This is a genomic window from Kitasatospora sp. NPDC002965, from assembly GCF_040611255.1.
GTDB lineage: Bacteria > Actinomycetota > Actinomycetes > Streptomycetales > Streptomycetaceae > Kitasatospora.
In genome coordinates, this window is the sequence record NZ_JBEXNT010000060.1 from 1 (window position 1) to 18,801 (window position 18,801).

An 18,801-nucleotide genomic window follows, 5' to 3' on the forward strand; every position below is an offset into this window, starting at 1 on the left:
AACGGCAACGGCAACGCACCCGTCCTGCTGCTCACCGGAGGCACCCCCACCCCGTCGGCCGCACTCGTCGGCCCGCTCGCCGACCAGGCCATCAGATCCCTGCACACGGACACCCTGATCCTCGGCGCCCACGGCGTCTCCGAACGCGCCGGCCTCACCACCCCCAACCTCGCGGAGGCCCAGACCAACCGGACCCTGATCGCCTCGGCCCGCAGGGTGGTCGTCGTCGCCGACCACAGCAAGTGGGACGTCGTCGGCCTCAGCGCCTTCGCCACGCTCCCCGAGATCGACTGCTTCGTCACCGACACCGAACTCGCCCCCGCCGCACAGGCGGTGCTGAGCGAGACCACCGGGCGGCTCGTCCTCGTACGGACCTCGCCCCCGGCCCCGGCAACCTGAACAGAAGCGCCACCGCGCCCTTGATCCTTCCCGCTGCCGACGCGGTGCTAGGGTGCCCTGAATGAGGCAGTACAGCCCGTCCCGTCCTCCGTGGAAACTGCCGGTTCGATGGGAGCTGGGTGTGCACGACCTCGGTGGTGAACCGGCCCTCCCCGGGGCACGGGAGTCCTCCTTCGCAGGACGCGCCGCGGAACTGCGGACGCTGCTCGGCGCGGTGTCCGACGTACGCCCGGCGGTGGTCCTGGTGGAGGGGGAGGCCGGGATCGGCAAGTCGCGGCTGGTCGCGGAGGCCACGTCGGTCCTCGCCGACCGCGGCCTGCGAGTCCTGACGGGCGGCTGCCATCCACTGCGCGAGCCGCTGGCGTACGGGCCGGTGATCGACGCGCTGCGCCGGGTCGGACCGTGGCTGCCGCCGGCCGAGCGACTGGGCGCGTCGACGGGCGCCCTCGCACCGCTGCTGCCGGACCTCGCCGGCGCCCTGCCCCCGGAGCCGCCACGAGTGGAGGCCGGGACCTCCGGAGCCGGTGTGCAGCGGTTCCGGGTGGTGTCGGGGGTACGGACCCTGCTGGAGGCGGTGGCACCGGCGGTCCTCGTGGTCGAGGACGTCCACTGGGCGGACGAGGCCACCCGGGAACTGCTGCTCCTCCTCGCGATGGACATGCCGACGGACTCGGCGCTGGTGATGACCTACCGGGCGGAGGAGCTCCCGGCCGGCCGGCCGGTGCTGGGGGCACCGTTCCGCCGCCCACCCGGGACGGGCGGCGCGGAGATCCGGCTCGGCCGACTGGGCGAGACCGAGCTGAGAACGATGGCCCGGGACCTGCTCGGCGGCGAGCCCGCGCCGGAGCTGGTGCGAACCCTGCTCGAACGCAGCGGCGGCCTGCCGCTGGTGATCGAGGAGGACCTGCTCACCCTCACGGACTCGCCGGCCGGCACCGACCCGGGCGCGCTGCGGGTGCCGCGAAGCCTCAACGAGGTACTCGCCGAACGACGAGCCCGGCTGGGCCCGGACGCGACCGCCCTGGTGGACGCCGCCGCGGTCCTGGCCGTTCCCGCCGGGGAGTCACTGCTCGCCCTGTCGGCGGGCCTGGACGAGGACCGCACCGCCGCCGCCCTGCAAGCCGCGACGGCCGCCGCCGTGCTGCGTCAGACCGGCCCGGACACCTACACGTTCGCGCACGTCCTCGCCCAGGAGGCGGTCTACGACTCCCTCCCCGGACCGGTCCGCCACCGGAACCACCGGCGGGTCCTGGCGGCACTGCAGACGCTCGACCCACCGCCGCTGGTGCAGATCTCCCACCACGCCCGCGCCCTGGGCGACCGGGCGGCCTGGCTGCCCCGGGCCCAGGAGGCCGCCGACCAGGCCCTCGCGGTCGGCGACCACGGCACCGCCGCCGCACTGCTCCAGGAGATCCTCGACCAGCCCGGCCTCACCCCCGAACAGCTCAGCCGCGCGGCGACCGCCCTGGCCTTCTCGGTCTCCGCCGGCACGCAGTACACCGCCACCACCGCCGCCCTGCGCCGGATCATGCGGCTGCCCGGCCTGAGCGCGCCGGTCCGCGCAACGATCCGGACGAGTCTGGGCGCCATCATGATCTACCGGGGCGGTGAATTCTCCGGCGAGGAGGAAGTGCTGGCCGCCCTGACGGAGGCGGGGGACAGCGATCCGATCGCCGCCGCCAGGCGGCTGGCCCTGCTGGCCCTGTCGGAGACGGGACGGTTCGCCCTCGCGGAACAGCGGGCCATGGTCGAACGGGGCCGCTCCCTCCTGGCCGCTCACGAGGACCGCCAGGCCCGGGCGATGCTCGACCTCGCGCAGATGTCCCTGCTGAGCACCGCCGCCGACCCCGCGGTCCCCGCGCTGCTGGCGGCGCTGCCCCGCGAGAGCACCGACCTGCAGGTACTCCAGAGCACCGCGATGATCGTCTGCGGCTCCGCCGGCCGCTCGATCGCGGTCGGGAACGACGCCCGGGCCGCCGCCGCCATCACCGGGGCGAGAGCCATGGCGCCGGGCAGTCGGCTACCCATGGTGGAGCTCTACCTGGACTGCCATCAGATCATGGCCGACTGGCAAGCCGGGCGCTGGGACGACGCGGAACGTGGCCTCACGGCCTTCCAGAAGCGCTACCCCCAGAGCCAGGTGGGCTCCGGCGGGCTGTCGGCCACCGTGCGCGGCCTCACCGCCGCCGCCCGTGGGCGCACCGCCCAGGCCGCCGCCGAGTTCGACGAGGTGCTCACCCGGGGTCTGCACCTGGACTCGCTCGCCGCCGCCGCCGGCGCCGCCCGCCTCCACCTCAACCGCAACGACCCCCACGCCGCCTGGCGGGCTCTGACCGACCCGCACGACTTCCTGACCTTCCTCGACCGCAAGGAGGCCTGGGCCCACGCCTGGGACCTCGTCCCCACCGCCGTCGAAACCCTCCTCGCCCTCGACCGCACCGACGAGGCCGAGGCCCTGACCGCGCGCCACACCACCGGGACCGAGGGCCGCGACGCGCCCGGCGCCGCCGCCGAACACCACCTGTGCCACGGCCTGCTCCTGCAAGCCCACGACCCCGACGCCGCGATGGCCGCCTTCGACCTCGCGGCCGCACGGTGGACCGCCATCGGCCGCCCCTACCCCGCCGCCCTCGCCGCCGAACGCGCCGCCCGCACCCGCACCGACCTCGACGACGTCTCCACCCACCTCACCGCACCGATCGCCACCTTCGAACACCTCGGCGCCACCTCCGACGCCGCCCGCTGCCACCGCACGCTGCGGGAACTCGGCAAAGTGACCTCCAACCCCCGCGGCCGGGCCGGCTACGGCGACCGCCTCTCCCCCCGCGAAGAACAGATCCGCGACCTCCTCACCACCGGCGCCACCAACAAGGACATCGCCGCCGCACTCTTCCTCTCCACCCGCACCGTCGAGAACCACGTCGCCCGCATCCTCGCCAAACTCCGCACCACCCGCGCCGACCTCACCCGGACGAGCGGCGAGAGGGACTGACGTCCGGTCCACCACCTGGGAGGTGGGCCCGGGTCGTCGAGGCGAGCGCTGCGGCGAGCCGGCCAGGACGTCCAGCGCCTGACGGCGGGCCGCTGTCCGCGGCGGAACCGATCGGGATCGACCCACCGGCCGGTGACCCGGCAGGGACGCCGGCTGTCCCGACGAGGGTGCCGGCCCGCGCGGCACCGGGCAGACCAACGGCAGCCCCGGCCCCGACCGGCCTGATCACGGTTGCGTAACGCGACGGGCTCCCGCCCCGGCTTCCGGCTCCTTTCCAGCGAAGCGGTGCACACCCGTGGAACACCCGGCGCAGCCACCCGCCCCGGGCCTCCGCCGTCCGTCGGGCCGCCGCCCGCCCGGCGGTCCGAACCGTTCACGAACCGCCCCGGAACGACGCACCGGCAGCGCAGCCGGCGGCAAGGAACCGTCAACCGTCCCGAAGGAACAGCATGCCGCTCCGCCCGAGTCCGACGACCGCCCGCAACGCCCGACGGCTGGCCGGCGCCGTGCCCCTTGCCCTCCTCACCCTCGGCGCGACCATCGCCCCGGCCGCCGCGGACGACTCCAGGTCGTACGACTTCGAGAGCATCGCCGCCAAGGAATGGCCGTTCAGGGCCGTCAACGGCTACGGCGCCGTGGCCACCGCTCCCGCGCCCGGGCGGGCCGGCACCGCGGCGAGGTTCAACGTGCCCGACGACGGGAAGTCGTTCCGCTCCGAACTCGCCCTCAAGGGCCTGAGTGCGGGGACTCACCGCTTCGGCTTCTCCCACTACCTTCCGAACGAGTGGAAGCAGGTCGACGACGACATCATCGTCGCCCAGTGGTTCAGCACCCAGCCGGACAGCGAAGGGGTCAAGCCGGTCGTCGCGCTGGCGGTCCACGGCGGCGAGTGGCGGCTCAAGGTGCACTGGCTCAAGGACCTGGCCACCTTCGAGGAGTACGAGTCGGTGCTCCCGCTCGGCACGGTGCAGCTCGGGCACTGGAACCGCTGGGCCCTGGACATCACCTGGTCCACCCCGTCCACGCCCGGCTCGATCACCGTCACCCGGGACGGTGTCCAGGTCGGCGCCCATCGCGGCGACAACAACTACCACCGCGGCGAGCCGCCGCACTTCAGGACCGGCGTCTACCGTCCGGCCTGGCGGCCGGAGAAGCCGAAGCACCCGACCGGCGGACCGGACATCGTGCTGTTCGTCGACGACATCGTCATCACCTCGGGGCCGGCGGGCGCCCCGGCCCCGGCGGTACCGACCCCGGCGGTCCCCGTGGCCCCCACGACACCGGCGGCGTCGGCTCCGGCCTCCGGCGCCGCGCGCACGAGCCCCGCCGCCCCCGTGTCCGGCCCCGCCTCGTCGGCACCCGCCGCAGCAACACCCACCGCGTCCGCACCGGCCGCGACCACGTCCGTGAGGTCCACGCCCCCCACCCCGACGGCCACCGGGACCACGGCCGCCGCGGCCCCGGCCGGCACCGCCTCGTCGGCTCCGGCGGACGCGGCCCCCGCAGGGCCGTCGACCGAGTCCGGCCCGGCGACCTCCTCCCCCGAGCTCTCCAGCACCGGGGCGAGTACGGACATCGCGCTCGTGGGGGGAAGCGTCGCCGTCGTCGTCGGCACCTTCCTGCTTCGCCGCCGCAAGCAGGCGGGCCGTCATCGGTGAGGCCCCACCGCCCCGATCGGCCGAGTGCGGGCCACCCAGGCACGGGGCCCGGGCGGCCGGCGGGACCGGCGGGACGCACTCCGGGCCCGCGGAGGGCCCGCTCATCCCGATGAACGGACCGGGAGAGATCGGCCGGCCGGCTCAGCCGTCGGGTCGAGCGCGTCGCGCAGCATGGTGCGTGAGGTAATGCCGAGCCGCTCGTAGATCTGGTACAGGTGCGCTCCGACGGTCCGGTGTGAGAGGAAGAGGCGCTCGGCGATCTGCTTGTTGGTGAGTCCGGACGCGGCGAGGCGGGCGATCTGCAGCTTCTGCGAGGTCAGTCCGTGGATGCCCGGGGCCGCGGGCCTCGACCTCCGGGAGCCCGTCGCCCGAAGCTCGTTCATCGCGCGTTCGGCCCACGGCCGCGCGCCCAGCTCCTCGAAGGTCGCCAGCGCGGCGCGCAGTTGGGTTCTGGACTCGGAGGTCGTGCGGGCGCGGCGCATCCGTTCGCCGTAGGCGAGTCGGACCCGGGCGTGGTCGAAGCGCCACCGGTCGCCCCCGGGGGTGTCCACCGCCAGGGCGAAGAGACGCAGGGCCTGCTCGTCGTCGTCGGTGCACAGGGCGGCCGAGGCCTCCGTCAGCATGGCGTGGCGGGAGGACACGGTGGTGATGCCGGCCTCGCGCATGGCCCGGACGTGTGCGGCGGCCTCCTCGCGCCGGTTGATCCGGACGGCGGCTTCCACGAGGTTGGCGGCCACCCACAGGGCGTGGGGGGTGTGCGAGGCCAGGGTTCCGGCCGGGCTCACCGCGTCGGCGTGGTCGTAGGCGAGCGTGAAGTCCCCGCGGCCCAGGGCCGCGACGGCGGCGGCGTGGTGGGCGTAGTGGGCGGCGCAGGGCGCACCGTGGTCCGTGGCCCAGCCGATGATGACGTCGGCCGTCGCGAGACTCTCGTCCGCGTGGCCCCGGGCGCCGAGGACGACGGACCTGATGTAGAGGAAGTACCAGGCGAAGGCGCTGTATCCGTGCTCCTCGCACGCCTGCAGGCCCTCGTCGGCGAGGTCCAGGGCCTCGTCCCACAGTCCGGTGAGGTAGTCGTCCAGGCACAGGTGGATGAGCGCGGAGATGTAGCGCCTGGCCGGGCCGCCCTCGCGTCCCGCCCGCACCACCTGCCAGGCCGGTTCGCGGACCTCGCCGAGGCGGTCGAGGTAGAGGGCGCCCGTGCCGACGCGGGTGATCCGCACCGGGTCGGGCTCACCGGCCAGGGAGGCCACGAGGACGTCGAGTTGTCCGTGCGCCGCAGCCCCGGTGCGGGCGGGGTCGGAGAACGTCCGTCCCAGGACGGCCAGGATGGGGGGCGGCTGGGGGGTGAGGCGTCCCACCGCCCGGTAGTAGACCTGCCACAGGTCGTGCCGGGCGCCGAAGAAGCAGACCACGGCCAGGACGTGCAGCGCGTCGACGAGCGCCTTGTCGCCGGCGCGGTACCGGTGGGTGCCGGCCGCGGACTCGATTGCCTCGCTCAGCAGCCGGTGGGCCGTGGCCACGTCGCCGTTCCCGTTGAGGAGGAGCAGGGCCGAGGCGGTGGCGGAGTGGAGGGAGTCCTCGCCCTCCGGGGCGGCCTGGCGGGCGTCGTCCAGGAGGCGTCGGGCGCTGGAGAGGGCTCCGGTGGACTCCGCTCCCAGGTAGGCGGCTTCGGCGAGGCGACGGCTGCGGTTCGGCCCTTCGGGAGAGAGCGAGGCCGAGCGGATCAGCGTCCGCATGGCCCCGGCGGCGTCCCCGCGACGCAGGGTGAGGCCCGCGGCGTGCTCCAGGAGCGCGGCGACCTCCTCGTCGGGCTCCAGGGTGGCCTCGCCCAGGTGCCAGGCTCGGCGCTCCGGCCGGTCGGCCAGCACGTGGGCCAGCGCCGCGTGCGCGGCGCGCCGTTCACCGCTCAGCGCCTGCCCGACCACGGCGGAGCGGATCAGCGGATGGCGGAACCCCAGCCGCTGCCCGCCCTCCTCGATGTGCACCAGCCGCTCGCGCTCGACCGGCGCGAGGTGCTCCAGGCCGTGCCCGGCCGTGGCCCGGCGGGCGGCTGCCTGCAGTACGCCGAGGTCGCCGGTCCCTTCCAGGGCCGCGAGCAGGAGGAGGCTCCGGGAGGGGGCCGGCAGCCCTGCGACCCGGGAACCGAACAGCGTCTCCAGTCGCCGGGTGAGGGGCAGCACGGCGGGCGAGTCGGCAGCCGCGGGCCGCAGCACGGCCGGCAGTTCCAGGAGCGCCAACGGATTGCCGCCCGCCTCGGCCAGCAGTCGGCGACGCGCACCGCGGGCGAGCCCCGGGAACCGGCTGCCGAGCAGCCGGGCCGCCGACTCGTCGTCGAGGGGCGGGAGGTCGTACGCGGGAAGGCCACCGGTCTCGTGCGGATGCGCGTCGCCGGTGCGCGCCGCCGCCACGAGGCTGACGCCCAGACCGCCCAGACCACTGAGCCGCCGGGCGACGAAGCCGAGCACCGCGGCACTGGCACGGTCGACCCAGGGAAGGTCGTCGACGACGATCAGCAGCGGCCTCCCGTCGGCCACCGTCTGAAGGAGCCGCACCACGGCGTTGGAGACGAGCAGCTGGTCCGGCGGATCCCCGTTCTCGAAGCCGAGCGCCACGCGCAGCGCGCGGCGCAGGTCCGCGTCCAGGTCCTCCAGTGCACCCAGGGCCGGGAAGAGGAGCTGGTTGAGGCACGAGTAGCCGCAGTCGGCCTCGAATTCCAGGCCCGCCGCCCTGAGCACCGCGACACCGTCCGCACCCGCGGAGCCGGCGAGCGCGTCCAGCACGGCGCTCTTCCCCACACCGGCCTCCCCGGCCAGCAGCAGCGCACCACCGCCCGCCCCGAGGCGCAGCCGCTCTCGCACCCGTCGCAGGTCGGCGTCCCGGCCGACCAGCGGATCCCCGACGCCGGGCGCGCCGGGCACATACCCATCCCCCATAACCGCCCCTCCCCAGGACCGACCCCGCCGCTCGTGCGCCGGAACGGATCTCCGTCGAGGAGCATCGTCCGCGCGGCCGTGAGCACCCGGGCCGCGTCCAGTATGCCGGACCAAGATCGCGGACGCGGCCGGGAGGACGCGGAGACGGACCCGGGGGTCCGGCCGCTCCCCGGGGTCTCCGACCGACGTCGTGCGCACTCACCGGCGGGCTTCCACCGGACTGTGGCACGTCATCGGCCGACAATCAACTCGCCCTCTGATCAGCATCTTTGGACTTGCCGGTCCATTTTCTGCCGCCTAACGTGCTGATCGATCCCCCGCGACGAACCCGCACTGGAAGGTGTCATCCCATGCACGCGATCCGTATCGAGGAACACGGTGGCCCCGAGGTCATGCGCTGGACCGAACTGCCGGACCCGGTGCCCGGCCCCGGCGAGGCACTGGTCCGGCTCGGTGCCGCCGGCGTGAACTACATGGACGTCGGCGCCCGGGCCGGGGGCGGCCCCGGCTGGGCGGCCCCCGCCGTCCTCGGCGCCGAGGGAATGGGCTACGTCACCGCCCTCGGGGACGGGGTGCGGGACCTGGCCGTCGGTGACCGGGTGGCCTGGTTCTACCACCCCGGCAGCTACGCCGAGCTGCTCGCCGTGCCCGCGGACACGCTCGTCAAGGTGCCCGACGGCATCGACGACGAGATCGCCGCCGCCGTGATGATGCAGGGCCTCACAGCCAGCCACCTGAGCACCGAGACCTACCCGATCGGCGCCGACGACACCGCCGTGGTGCACGCCGCGGCGGGCGGCGTCGGCCTGCTGCTCACGCAGATGATCAAGTCCCGTGGCGGCCGGGTGATCGGTCTGGTCTCCCGGGAGGAGAAGGTACCCGCCGCCGAGGAGGCCGGCGCCGACCACGTCCTCGTCCACTCCGGCGCCGGATTCGAGGACCGGATCAGGGAGCTCACCGGCGGGCGCGGCGCGGACGTCGTCTACGACGGCGGCGGCGCGGGAACGTTCCACTCCTCCCAGGCGGCCCTGCGCCCGCACGGCGTGCACGCCTACTACGGCCCCTTCATGGGCGTCCCGACACTGCGGCCCACCGACCTGCCCGACAGCATCCTGCTCACCTACCCCGTCGTGCACCACCACGTCGCCACGCGCGAGGCCCTGGTGCGGCGCACCGGCGAGGTGTTCGACCTGGTCCTGGACGGGCGGCTCACCCCCCGGATCACCGGCCGCTACCCGCTCGCGGACGCCGCCCGCGCCCACGCGGACATAGAGTCCCGCCGTACCACCGGCAAGCTTCTGCTCCTGCCCTGACCGCCCGCCACCCGCTCCGGCCCGCGCCCCGCGCCCTGTGCCCGCGCCGCCGCCGGCCCGCTTCGACGGAACACACCAGCCCGCCCCGGGAGGATCCATGACACTGACCCGCAAGGGCGCCGCGACCAGGCAGCGCATCGTCGACGGCGCGGCCGAGCAGATCCGCGAACAGGGAGTGTTCGCGGTGCGGTTGGAGGACGTCATGGCCCGTACCGCGACCAGCAAGAGCCAGCTCTTCCACTACTTCCCCGGCGGGAAGGACGACCTGCTCCTCGCCGTGGCGCGCCACGAGGCGGACCAGGTCATCACCGACCAGCAGCCCGAACTCGGCTCCCTCACCTCCTGGACCGCCTGGGACGAGTGGCGCGGCAAGGTCCTCGCCCGCTACCGCGGCCGGGGCAGTGACTGCCCCCTCCACACCGCGCTGGCGCAGCTCGGCGGCACCACGGACGCCGCCAGGGTCGTAGCCGGCGAACTGCTCGACCGGTGGCAGCACCAGCTCGCCACCGGCATCCGCCACATGCAGTCCCACGGCGGAATCGCGCCTGAACTGGACGCCGACCGGGAGGCGGCGGCTCTGCTCGCCGGCATTCAGGGCGGCGTACTGATCCTCATGACCACGGGCAGCTCCGCCCACCTTGAGGCGGCCCTCGACTCCGGCATCGCCCACCTGCGCGCCTCCGCCCGCCGGCACCGCTGACCACTCACCGCCCGGTGCCGCCACGGACCGGCCCACCTGCCCGGCTCACGCAGGCGCGGCCGGGGGTGGGCAGCCGCCGGGCCCGGGCAGGAGGGCCGAAGGTGCGGCGGGCGCACGGTGGGGGCACCGTGTACCCGCCGCGACGGGTCAGTCGATGGCGTCGAGGACCTTGCCGAGGTCGACGAACTTGAAGCCGGTCGCCTCACGGTCGCCGTCGGCAGGGGTCTCCTGGCCGTCCTGGACGACCAGCAGGCCGTGGGGGTAGCGCGCGCCGAGAGGTGCGTTGAGGGCGGCGGCGCCGTCGCAGACCTCGGAGCCGTCGAGGGTGGTGGAGGCCGCAGTGATGCGGAAGGCGCCCTCGAACTCGTTGTCGTCGTCACGCTCACGGTCGTAGGCGACGAAGGTGTTGTCACCCTGGCTGGAGGCGAGGAGATAGCCGTCGCCGTCCGGCTCGGTGATCAGGGTGAGCCCCTCGACGTCGGCCGTCAGGCGCTTGCCGCCGTAGCCCGGGTCGGCGCCCGGGGTGCACTCCTCGGTCTCCGCGTCGTACGTGCCGGGCACACCGTACTCGCGCACCTTGTCGATCAGCGTCGGCGTGCCGGTGAGGCCCGCGTCGATGCGCCAGATGCCGACGTCCTCCTGTCCCGCGTACAGGGTGCCGTCCGCGGGGTCGACGACCATGCCCTCGACCTGGGGCAGTTCGCCCGGCTCGGCACAGGGCGTCCAGGAGGTGCCGTTCGGCAGACGGAAGGAGGACGGCAGGTCGATGGTGCGCACCTGGCGGTAGTCCACCGTGCCGTTCGGGGTGGCGATCAGCTCCAGCAGGGCGAGGCGGGTGCGGTTGCGCTGGCTGACCACCGCGTAGGAGCGGCCGGTGTTGCGGTCCGTCCAGGTGGCCAGGCCGTAGGCGGTCTTCTGGTCGTTGATCTCGGCCTGGTCGGCGGAGAAGACCGGGCGTACGGCGGGGTCGGTGACGTCGGTGAGCGGGCCACCGGGCTTGTCCCGGTCGATGCGGTAGATCCGCAGCCGGTCGTTGCCGCGGTCGCTGACCACCGCGACGTCGGCGCGGCTGCCGGCCAGGCGCAGGCCCTGCACCAGGTCGACGTTGTTGAAGCGGCCGGGGGCGTCGTCGGCGCCCGGACCGGCGGGGGCGGGGATCGACTGCACCTGGCGGGCGTCCAGGTCGTAGACCCGCAGGCCGCCCTGCTTGGCGGTGGCGACGACCAGGCTGCGGCCCGGGTCGGCGTTGTTGCGCCAGATCGCCGGGTCGTCCGCGTTGGCGTCGCCGCCGGCCTCGTCGTCGTACAGCGGGGCGGTCTCGGCCTTGGGCCGGATGCTGCTGATCGAGGAGGCCTGCGCCGGGAGGGCGACGGAGACCGCGAGGGCTGTGCAGAGCACGAGCGTGGAAGCGCGAGCGGCCAGACGTATCGTCATGTTTCTTCCTTGATGAGGGGTTTGCCCTGACAAGGAAGACGCTCGCGGGCCCATCTGCCATCCCCGCGACCAAATGGTATCCGATAGCTGAACACGTTGCGAAGCCCTGGGAGTCACTCTCCGCCACCCTGCGGACCCCGGAGGCACCTCCCAGGTGACGAAGCATCAGAGCCTCAACCGACCAGGGGCTCCAGTACGAAGACGGGGATCACCCGGTCGGTCTTCTTCTGATAGTCGGCGTACGGCGGGTACGCGGCGACCGCGCGATCCCACCACTCGGCCTTCTCGTCGCCGGTGACCTCACGGACCGTCATGTCCCGTCGCACGGCGCCGTCCTGGAGCTCGACGTGCGGGTCGGACTTGACGTTGAAGTACCAGACCGGGTGACGCGGGAAGCCGCCGTTCGAGGCCACGGCCGCGTACCGCCCCTCGTGCTCCACGCGCATCAACGGGGTCTTGCGGATCTTGCCGCTCTTCGCGCCGCGCGTCGTCAGAATGACGACGGGCAGGCCCGTGTCCCAGAGCGTCGCTCCCTGCCTGCCGTCCGAACTCTCGTACAACTCGACCTGATCGGCCACCCACTGCACCGGACCCGGCTCGTACTCGCCTTCAAGAGGCATCGCGTTCACCCCATCGTCACGTCATGAAGTGCGGTGTCCGACAGGCGGTCAGGTACGACGCAAAGTGCCCACGACCAGCAAGAAGAAGAATTGTCGAGGCCGCTGCTTCCACCCCGGTCGGAGTCACCTCCCAGGTGGGGAAGCATATCGGGTACCACCCGCGTGTGGTATCGGGTGCTTACCCGTGTGTTCGCGGCGCCGGCCTCCGAAGTGCGTCCGGAGGTGGCGGTCCGCCGACTGCCGACCCGCGTCGAAGGCGACACCTCGCGTGACCGGTCCCGGGCCAAACCCGGTGACATGCGGGTGCTGTCCAGGGAGACTGGCGACAGACGTGTACGAGCAGTCGAAGGCCGAAGGGCAACGAGTGGCACTGGCGAAGAAGGGTTCCCGCCGCATCGTCGTCGACGGCGTCGAGTACCGCTGGCGAGTGAGCAGGAAGCCGTGCTGCGACTACGACGGCATCACCTTGGGCTACATGGTGGAGGACGCGGCCTGTCCCGGAACGACGCTCGTCGTGGAGACCGGGCGGCCGGCCGTGCTCGAACCGAACATGCTGCCGTCCGAGGTGGTCCTGCCGCGCGAAGTCGCCGCAGGCATTCGGGCCGCGCGGTCGAACGGCTGGACGCCCAGCTCCAACGGTTCGCCGTTCAAGCTGCACCTTTCCGCTGCCTGACCGGGCCGTGCCGAAAGAGGCACGGCAGCACGGGCGGGCAACCGGTCTCCCACGGGATCCCGGTGCGCCGGTCCACCAGCCGACAGATCACCACCTCCCGGGCGTCAGCCGACTACGCCGGGGCCCGGGCCCGTGCCCCGCTGCCGCTCAGGCACCCGTGGGGGCGTCAGACCCTCCCGGGGGTGCCACCGGCCGCGGCAGACAGGTGGGAGTTCCGGACGGGCCGGGTGTGGCGGTGGCGCACGGGTCCGGATACATCGGCCCGATCAGTGAGATGCGGCTGATCCGGTACGGCCCCTGCCCGTACCAGCCGTGGAAGTGGACGGTCACTTCGTGGGAGTTCCCGATGGCGACGTTGGCCCGCAGACCGGTCCAGTCCGCCGCCCCGTCGGCCCAGAGCTGGACCTCGCCCGTGCCCGTACCGGTGCCGGTGATGCGCACGAAGGCGTACGCGCCGGACACGTACGCGGAGAAGTCGTAGCTGGTACCGGCCACGACGGCGACCTTCTGGAAGCAGCCGGCGTAGTCGTGGCTGCCGGGCCGGCCCTCGACGCCCCGGGCGAGTTGGACGACGTCGCCGTCGCAGGACCAGCCCTGGGCCAGGGGGCTCCCGAAGTCACCGTTCCTCATCCACTCCAGGGGTGCCGGCTGGGCGGACGCGGAGCTGCCTGCGGCGAAGGCCGCCGCCCCGGCGAGGACGAGGGCGCCGAGGGCGGCGCCGATCGGGCTTCCGCCATGGGCGTGGCGACTGCGGCTACGACTACGGTTGCGACTGGACGAACGCATGGCGTCTCCGATGTGGGGGGTGTCCGGACGGTGCGGGAGCGGGAGCGGGGGTCCTCGGGCGGTCAGGGAATGTAGGTGCGCGAGCAACTCGCGCCGGGCGAGGGAGACCCCGGGCCGGGGCTCGCCGTCTGCGGGTCCGGCTCGCCGCACGGGCTCGGGGTGACGCCGGGACCGACGAAGGACACCCCGCGCACGCTGTAGGGGGCTTGCTCGTACCAGCCGTGGAAGTAGACCGTCAGCTCGGTGGTGTCCGGACCGGTGGCGACCTCCACCGTCAGGGTGTTCCACTCGCTCTCGTTCGACCAGGTGGCGGCGCTCTCGCCACCCGTGCCGGAGGCGCCCACGAAAGCGTACGATCCGCGCACCGAGGCGTTCAGGGTGTACCGGGAGTCGGGCTGGACCCGGACCTTCTGCGTACAGCCCGCGTAGCTGGTGGCGGTCGGCCGGCCGGTGATGTGGTGCTGGTGCGGGACGGTGCTCCGCGAGGCGTTCGGCTCGCAGTCCCAGATCCACGGGTAGGAGTCGAAACGCCCGTTGACGATCAGCTCGACGTTCGGCAGGGGCGACGCCGCCGAGGCGGCCGGCGCGAGGGTGGAGCCGCCGAGGGCGAGTGCGGCCGCGAGGCCGAGGAACAGGCCGACACGGCCGGTACGGCGGATCGGGCGGGTGGATGCGCGCATGCCGTCTCCGGATGGGGAGTGCCAATGGGGCGGCGGTGCGAGGGAGTTGCCCACACCCTGGTGGATTCCGACCACCTCCGTCAAGGGGAGGCAAAGAAGGCGAGGTTGTCCCCCTGCCCCGCCGCCGGGCGACAGTGCCTGCGAGACGGCCATGCGGACGCCGAAGCGCTCCGCCCTTCCACAGACGCGGGTATGCCGCCGGTCATTCCTGACCGGCGGCATACCCACCCACGGCGTCACCCGGCTCCCACCCCTACCGGGTACGCTCTCTCGGCCGCCGCGCGGAACCGGGCGCCCGGGGTGATCACCTGCCCGCGTGTCCGGGCCTCGCGTGAACCGCCCTACGCGCGGGAGACCGTGAAGCCCACCGCCGCATTGTTGCCGCTGCCACCGCTGCGGACACAGGAGTAGTAGACGGGGACGGTGCAGGAGTAGCTGTTGGAGCCCGCGTACGGGTTGTTCCAGTGCACCGTCACGGCGCCGACTCCGGCGAGGTTGTACTGGACCTCGCCCTCCGTGCCGGTCAGGAAGCCGTCCGACTCGCTCTGCCAGCTGCCGCTGTGCCACGCCGGGATGTCACCCGGAGGCAGCTGGTTGGCGCTCCAGATACCGCGGCTGAGGCTGTCGTACGTGCGGGTCAGCTGGTGGCCCGTGTTGTTGCCGAGCGTGACGTGCGTGCTGCGCGCGGCCTGGAGGGCGTCGGGTCCGTCGTCGTTCGCGTCGGCCGTCCCGGCGAGGGTGTTGCCGCCCTTGATCCGGAACGTGACCTCGGCGTTGTTGCCGCCGCCACCGGTGCGCTCGCAGGAGTAGCCGCCGGGGACGGTGCACGAGTAGCTGTTGGAGCCCAGGTACGGGTTGTTCCAGTGGATCGAGACACTTCCGCCGGCAACGACGTAGCCGACATCGCCCTCGGTGCCCGTCAGCGCCCCGCAGGACTCGCTGGCCCACGTGATGGACTGGCCGACGAACAGGTATGGGAGCGGAAGCTCCCCGTTGGTCCAGCACCCGTGGGAGAGGTTCTCCCAGCTCTGGACCATCTGGCTACCGCTCTGGTTCACCAACGTCACGCGGGTGCTGCGGGCCGCCTGCACCGCAGCCGGGGCGGCGGAAGGAGCAGCGGAAGGAGCAGCGGACGGGGCGGCTTCGGCGGCGTGCGCCGCCGGGACCGTGGCGAGGGTGCCGCCCAGCAGCAGGGCGGCACTCAGGACGGCCTTGGGGACGAAGGATCGGAGCGAGCGCTTCGTGGTCATCGGAACGGTCACCTTTCGGTCGGTGCGTACGAAATGACGGACGGGAGCAAGCGGTGTTCACGGCTCGCCGCGGCCGGAGGGCGTCCTCGTTGCCGAGAACTCCCGTACGAACGCGGCAGGCGAGCCGCCGCAGGCACGCTCGCGTACGCGGCCCCGGTCGCCGCGACGGGCGAGAGGAGGGACATCCGTCGGGACCCGTGCTCACCCGGCCCGGTGGAGGGCGGGTGTTCGGCATACCTGCACGAACCACTCTGCCGATCGACGGATTCGACAGCATCGTGGAAAACCACGAGTTGTCCCGAAGCCGTCAATTCGGACGCCCGCCGGCACCGTCCCGATCGCCCCCCGGCCGGCCCGTCAGCTGCGTGCTGCGGGTGCCGCCGAGGCGGCCCGGTGCGCGCCGGGTGCGACGGGCCTCCACCACAGCTCCGCTCCTCCGCACCTCCGATGTGGTCACGTCGTAAGAATCTTGGCCAGGCGGGCCGCCTCCGTTCGGACGCGGCCGGGTGCGGCGGGGCCGGCCAGGATGCCGAGGGCCGGGAGGGTCGTGCGGATGCCTTCGGCCGCCGCGCACTCGGCGGCGAGGGCGAGGACGTCGGCCAGCGCGCGCCGCCCGGGTTCGTCGACGGCCTCGGTGATCACGGCCACGAGCGTCGCCCATACCGCCGGACCCGCGCCGCTGCGCGCGGCATCGGCCAGCACCGGCAGGATCCGGTTCGGCTTCACCACGGACAGACGCCAGAGCGCCGCGAGCCATTCGCCGAGCACCTCCGGGCGGAGCCGACCGCGTGCGGTCGCCGTCAGCAGGAAGTCCAGCGCGGCGGTGCGGCTCTCCGCACGGGTGGCGGTCAGCCCGTAGGCGAGCAGGAGGTGACTCACCGGTCCGAACTCGCCCGGGGCCTCCGCGAACCGGGGCAACAGGGGGTCGGCTCCCCGCGGAGCGGACGGGTCCGCGCGGAACGCCACGGAGGGCAGGCCGTGCGCGGCGACGGCCTCCGGGTGCCAGGGTGCCAACCAGGCCAGGTGGAGGAGCTCGGCCGACGAGAGCGACGGCACGCCCACGAACCGGGCGTGCTCGGTGGGGTCCGGGACGGCCTGGAGGAGGTCGGTGACACCCTCGGGCACCGCCGCGTCGTCGGTGTGGGCAGGGGCGTCGGCGTCCGCCACGACGGCGCCGTCGACGGGCAACGGTGCGATGCGCGGGACGGTGGGAGGGCGCCGACCGTGCGGACCGACCGGTTCGGGCTGGAACGGGGACTGGACGTGGAACCGCTGCGGTGCGGGCGGCGCCGGGTCTGCGGGCAGATCGAAGCCGAGCCCGCCGGCGGCGGTGCGGACCGCCGCCAGCGCGTGCGGGGCCACCCGGAGCAGCGCTTGGGCCACGTCCTCGGGCCAGGGCCGGGCACCGGCGTTCCGGTACGCCGTGAGGCGCTCCACCAGCACGGCCCCGTCGATCGTGCCGTCGCCCGCGGTGGGCGTCGCGAGCAGGAACGGCACCGGCGCGGTGGTGATCCGGCGCGCCGCCTCGTGAATGCGCAACGCGGGCGCCACGGCCGGAGTCCTGACGTAGGCGGGCAGGCCCAGCAGGGTGGCGGTGTGCCGGTCCGACTCGTTCGCACGGCCGGTGAGGGCGTCGAGCAGGCAACCGAGCGCTGCCTCGATGCTGCGGATGCCCAACAGCCGGTTCGGGTCCCGGTCCCGCCGTTCGGCGAGGGGGGCGAGCGCGTCGCGAAGGGCGGCCTCGTCACGGTGGTGCTCCGCGACGAGGGCGGCGAGCACCGTCTCGAACTCCCCGAGATCGGGCAGGCGGGCGGCCATCACGGCACTCAGCCGCTCGGCGGCTTCCAGGGGGTCGGCGGGTGGGGCCGGCAGCGGGGCGGGACCCCCGTACGCCGCCACGACGGGCATGTCCTCGCTCGGCCCGGCGCTCGGGGCCGTGAGGGCCAGCAGACTGCGGGCGTCGCGCTGAAGGGCGGGGCCCAGGCCGTCGGCGGCGGCGCGCACGGCTTCGGCGGTGGCGGGCGTGACGTGCGGCAGGTAGCGCGCGACCAGGCGCAGGGCCTGCCCCTGGATCGCGGGCGCCGGGTGGGTGAAGGCGGTGACGGCGGCGGGCAGCAGGTCCTCGGCCTCGGCCGGGTCACGGCGCAGCGCGGCCTCGACCTGACCCAACTGGGCGGTCGCGAGGGCCTTTTCCGGTCGGGCCAGGACCCCGGCCGTGAGTTCGGCGAGCAGATCTCCCGGCAGCCGCGCGTTCACGGAGCCGAGTGCCGTCTGGGCGGCCTTCGCCGCACCCGGCGGACCGTCGACGGCCAGCTGGACGTGGTCACGGGCCCGGGCGAGGATCTCCTCCGCGTCGAGGGCCAGTGCCGTGTGGAGCTGGAGGAATCCGCGCAGGTTGCCGGGTCGGTCACCGCGCAGCAGCAGACCGAGGCACAGGTCGATCAACTCGGCGCGGTCGAACAGGCCCTCGCCCGCGAGTGCGGTGAGCGCCGTCGGCCACTGGTTCTGCGGGCCGTGAACGGCGGCGTACCGGTCGGCGAACTCGGTCCCGACGTCGGGGACTTCGAAGAGTCGACGGACGAACTCGCCGATCCGGGGCTGCGCACGCAGCCAGGAGAGCAGCGAGTCGTGGTGCGGCACCGGCTCGCGCAGGCCCTGGTCGGCGAACCACTCACCGACCTCGCGGTGGTGGTAGTGCATCAGGCCGCCCTCGCGCAGCCAGCCGATCACGTAGCCGTCGGTGGTGGGGACCTCGGCGCCGGACCAGACGGCGAGGCCGTGGGCGATGAGCCAGCGGTTGGCGTCGCCTCGCGCGGGCAGCCATTCGGCGAGCCGCACGGCGAGTTCACGGTGGAACGCCGCGTCGCGGTGCGGCACGAGCAGCGCCATCAGGACGACGTGGTGGTCGGGGCTGGTGGCGCCGCCGCCGGGCAGCGGCCAGGAGGCGTCGAGCAGGCGCCGGGAGGTAAGCCAGTCCAGGGCCTCGGCCGGGGTCGCGGCGGACAGGATCCCGGCGAACTGCAGGGCGGCGAGCTGGTCGTAGGCGGCACGGTACCGGCCGGGGTCGCCGGCCGTGAGCTCGCGCACCAGCTCGGTGCGGAGCTTGCGCAACGGCGCCCGCAGGTGACGCAGTTCGGCGGCGGGGACCGGGCCGAGCCGGTCGATCACCCCGTGCGGGAACCGGGCAGCCACGAGGGCGCGCACCTCGTCCCAGCTGATCGTCTCGTCTGCGCGGTCGGTCACGGCGCCCCCACTCGGTCCGGTTGATGATCACGAACCTAGCCCGCGCCACCGACAACCGCGTACGCGGGCGGACGTGCGACCAGCGGCGACGCTCCCGGGTGCCCGGGAGGGGCGGGGTGC

General features: G+C 73.8%; 12 protein-coding genes and 1 pseudogene. 6 read left to right on the top strand and 7 right to left on the bottom strand.

The genetic code is table 11. From position 1 onward, the window contains the following. The 3 genes and pseudogenes from ABZY91_RS22685 to ABZY91_RS22695 all read left to right on the top strand — a co-directional run. Positions 1 to 399, top strand: a pseudogene (locus ABZY91_RS22685) (DeoR family transcriptional regulator); the annotation flags it as partial. 61 nt (positions 400 to 460) lie between these two features. Continuing rightward, a complete protein-coding gene (locus ABZY91_RS22690) occupies positions 461 to 3,391 on the top strand; it encodes an AAA family ATPase (protein ID WP_355404809.1) in 2,931 nt (976 codons plus the stop codon). A 449-nt stretch (positions 3,392 to 3,840) separates the two neighbouring features. Then, positions 3,841 to 5,049 (top strand): polysaccharide lyase, encoded by a 1,209-nt coding sequence (locus ABZY91_RS22695; RefSeq protein ID WP_355404811.1) that lies wholly within the window; start codon positions 3,841 to 3,843, stop codon positions 5,047 to 5,049. 101 nt (positions 5,050 to 5,150) lie between these two features. Here ABZY91_RS22695 and ABZY91_RS22700 read toward each other — a convergent pair whose 3' ends face one another. After that, complete coding sequence (locus tag ABZY91_RS22700; protein WP_355404813.1) at positions 5,151 to 7,967, bottom strand: AAA family ATPase; 2,817 nt, start codon at positions 7,965 to 7,967, stop codon at positions 5,151 to 5,153. 365 nt (positions 7,968 to 8,332) lie between these two features. Here ABZY91_RS22700 and ABZY91_RS22705 point away from each other — a divergent pair, with 365 nt between their 5' ends. Together ABZY91_RS22705 and ABZY91_RS22710 are read left to right on the top strand one after the other, a co-directional pair. Then, positions 8,333 to 9,295 carry a quinone oxidoreductase gene (locus ABZY91_RS22705; RefSeq protein WP_329877239.1) on the top strand — a complete coding sequence of 321 codons (963 nt, stop codon included), beginning with the start codon at positions 8,333 to 8,335 and terminating at the stop codon, positions 9,293 to 9,295. A 97-nt stretch (positions 9,296 to 9,392) separates the two neighbouring features. Next, entirely contained in the window at positions 9,393 to 9,995 is a 603-nt protein-coding gene (locus ABZY91_RS22710; RefSeq protein WP_355404815.1) for a TetR/AcrR family transcriptional regulator, read from the top strand. Positions 9,996 to 10,142: 147 nt separating this feature from the next. Here the strand turns inward: ABZY91_RS22710 and ABZY91_RS22715 are convergent, their stop codons facing one another. Together ABZY91_RS22715 and ABZY91_RS22720 are read right to left on the bottom strand one after the other, a co-directional pair. Further along, positions 10,143 to 11,429: a phytase gene (locus ABZY91_RS22715; protein ID WP_355404817.1), complete on the bottom strand. Its 1,287-nt coding sequence runs from the start codon at positions 11,427 to 11,429 to the stop codon at positions 10,143 to 10,145. Positions 11,430 to 11,602: 173 nt separating this feature from the next. Beyond that, entirely contained in the window at positions 11,603 to 12,049 is a 447-nt protein-coding gene (locus ABZY91_RS22720; protein ID WP_355404819.1) for a nitroreductase family deazaflavin-dependent oxidoreductase, read from the bottom strand. A gap of 331 nt (positions 12,050 to 12,380) precedes the next feature. Here ABZY91_RS22720 and ABZY91_RS22725 point away from each other — a divergent pair, with 331 nt between their 5' ends. Beyond that, positions 12,381 to 12,722, top strand: coding sequence for a hypothetical protein (locus tag ABZY91_RS22725; RefSeq protein ID WP_355404821.1), 342 nt, complete (start codon positions 12,381 to 12,383; stop codon positions 12,720 to 12,722). Between the two features lie 147 nt (positions 12,723 to 12,869). On the opposite strand, the gene ABZY91_RS22730 is transcribed toward ABZY91_RS22725, so the two are convergent. The 4 genes from ABZY91_RS22730 to ABZY91_RS22745 form a co-directional block, all read right to left on the bottom strand. Continuing rightward, entirely contained in the window at positions 12,870 to 13,508 is a 639-nt protein-coding gene (locus ABZY91_RS22730) for a hypothetical protein (RefSeq protein ID WP_355404823.1), read from the bottom strand. Positions 13,509 to 13,570: 62 nt separating this feature from the next. Beyond that, a complete protein-coding gene (locus tag ABZY91_RS22735) occupies positions 13,571 to 14,188 on the bottom strand; it encodes a hypothetical protein (protein WP_355404825.1) in 618 nt (205 codons plus the stop codon). 341 nt (positions 14,189 to 14,529) lie between these two features. After that, complete coding sequence (locus tag ABZY91_RS22740) at positions 14,530 to 15,438, bottom strand: Crystal protein ET79 (RefSeq protein ID WP_355404827.1); 909 nt, start codon at positions 15,436 to 15,438, stop codon at positions 14,530 to 14,532. A 453-nt stretch (positions 15,439 to 15,891) separates the two neighbouring features. Beyond that, positions 15,892 to 18,681, bottom strand: a complete 2,790-nt coding sequence (locus tag ABZY91_RS22745) for a DUF6493 family protein (protein WP_355404829.1) — start codon at positions 18,679 to 18,681, stop codon at positions 15,892 to 15,894. Positions 18,682 to 18,801: the final 120 nt, after the last annotated feature.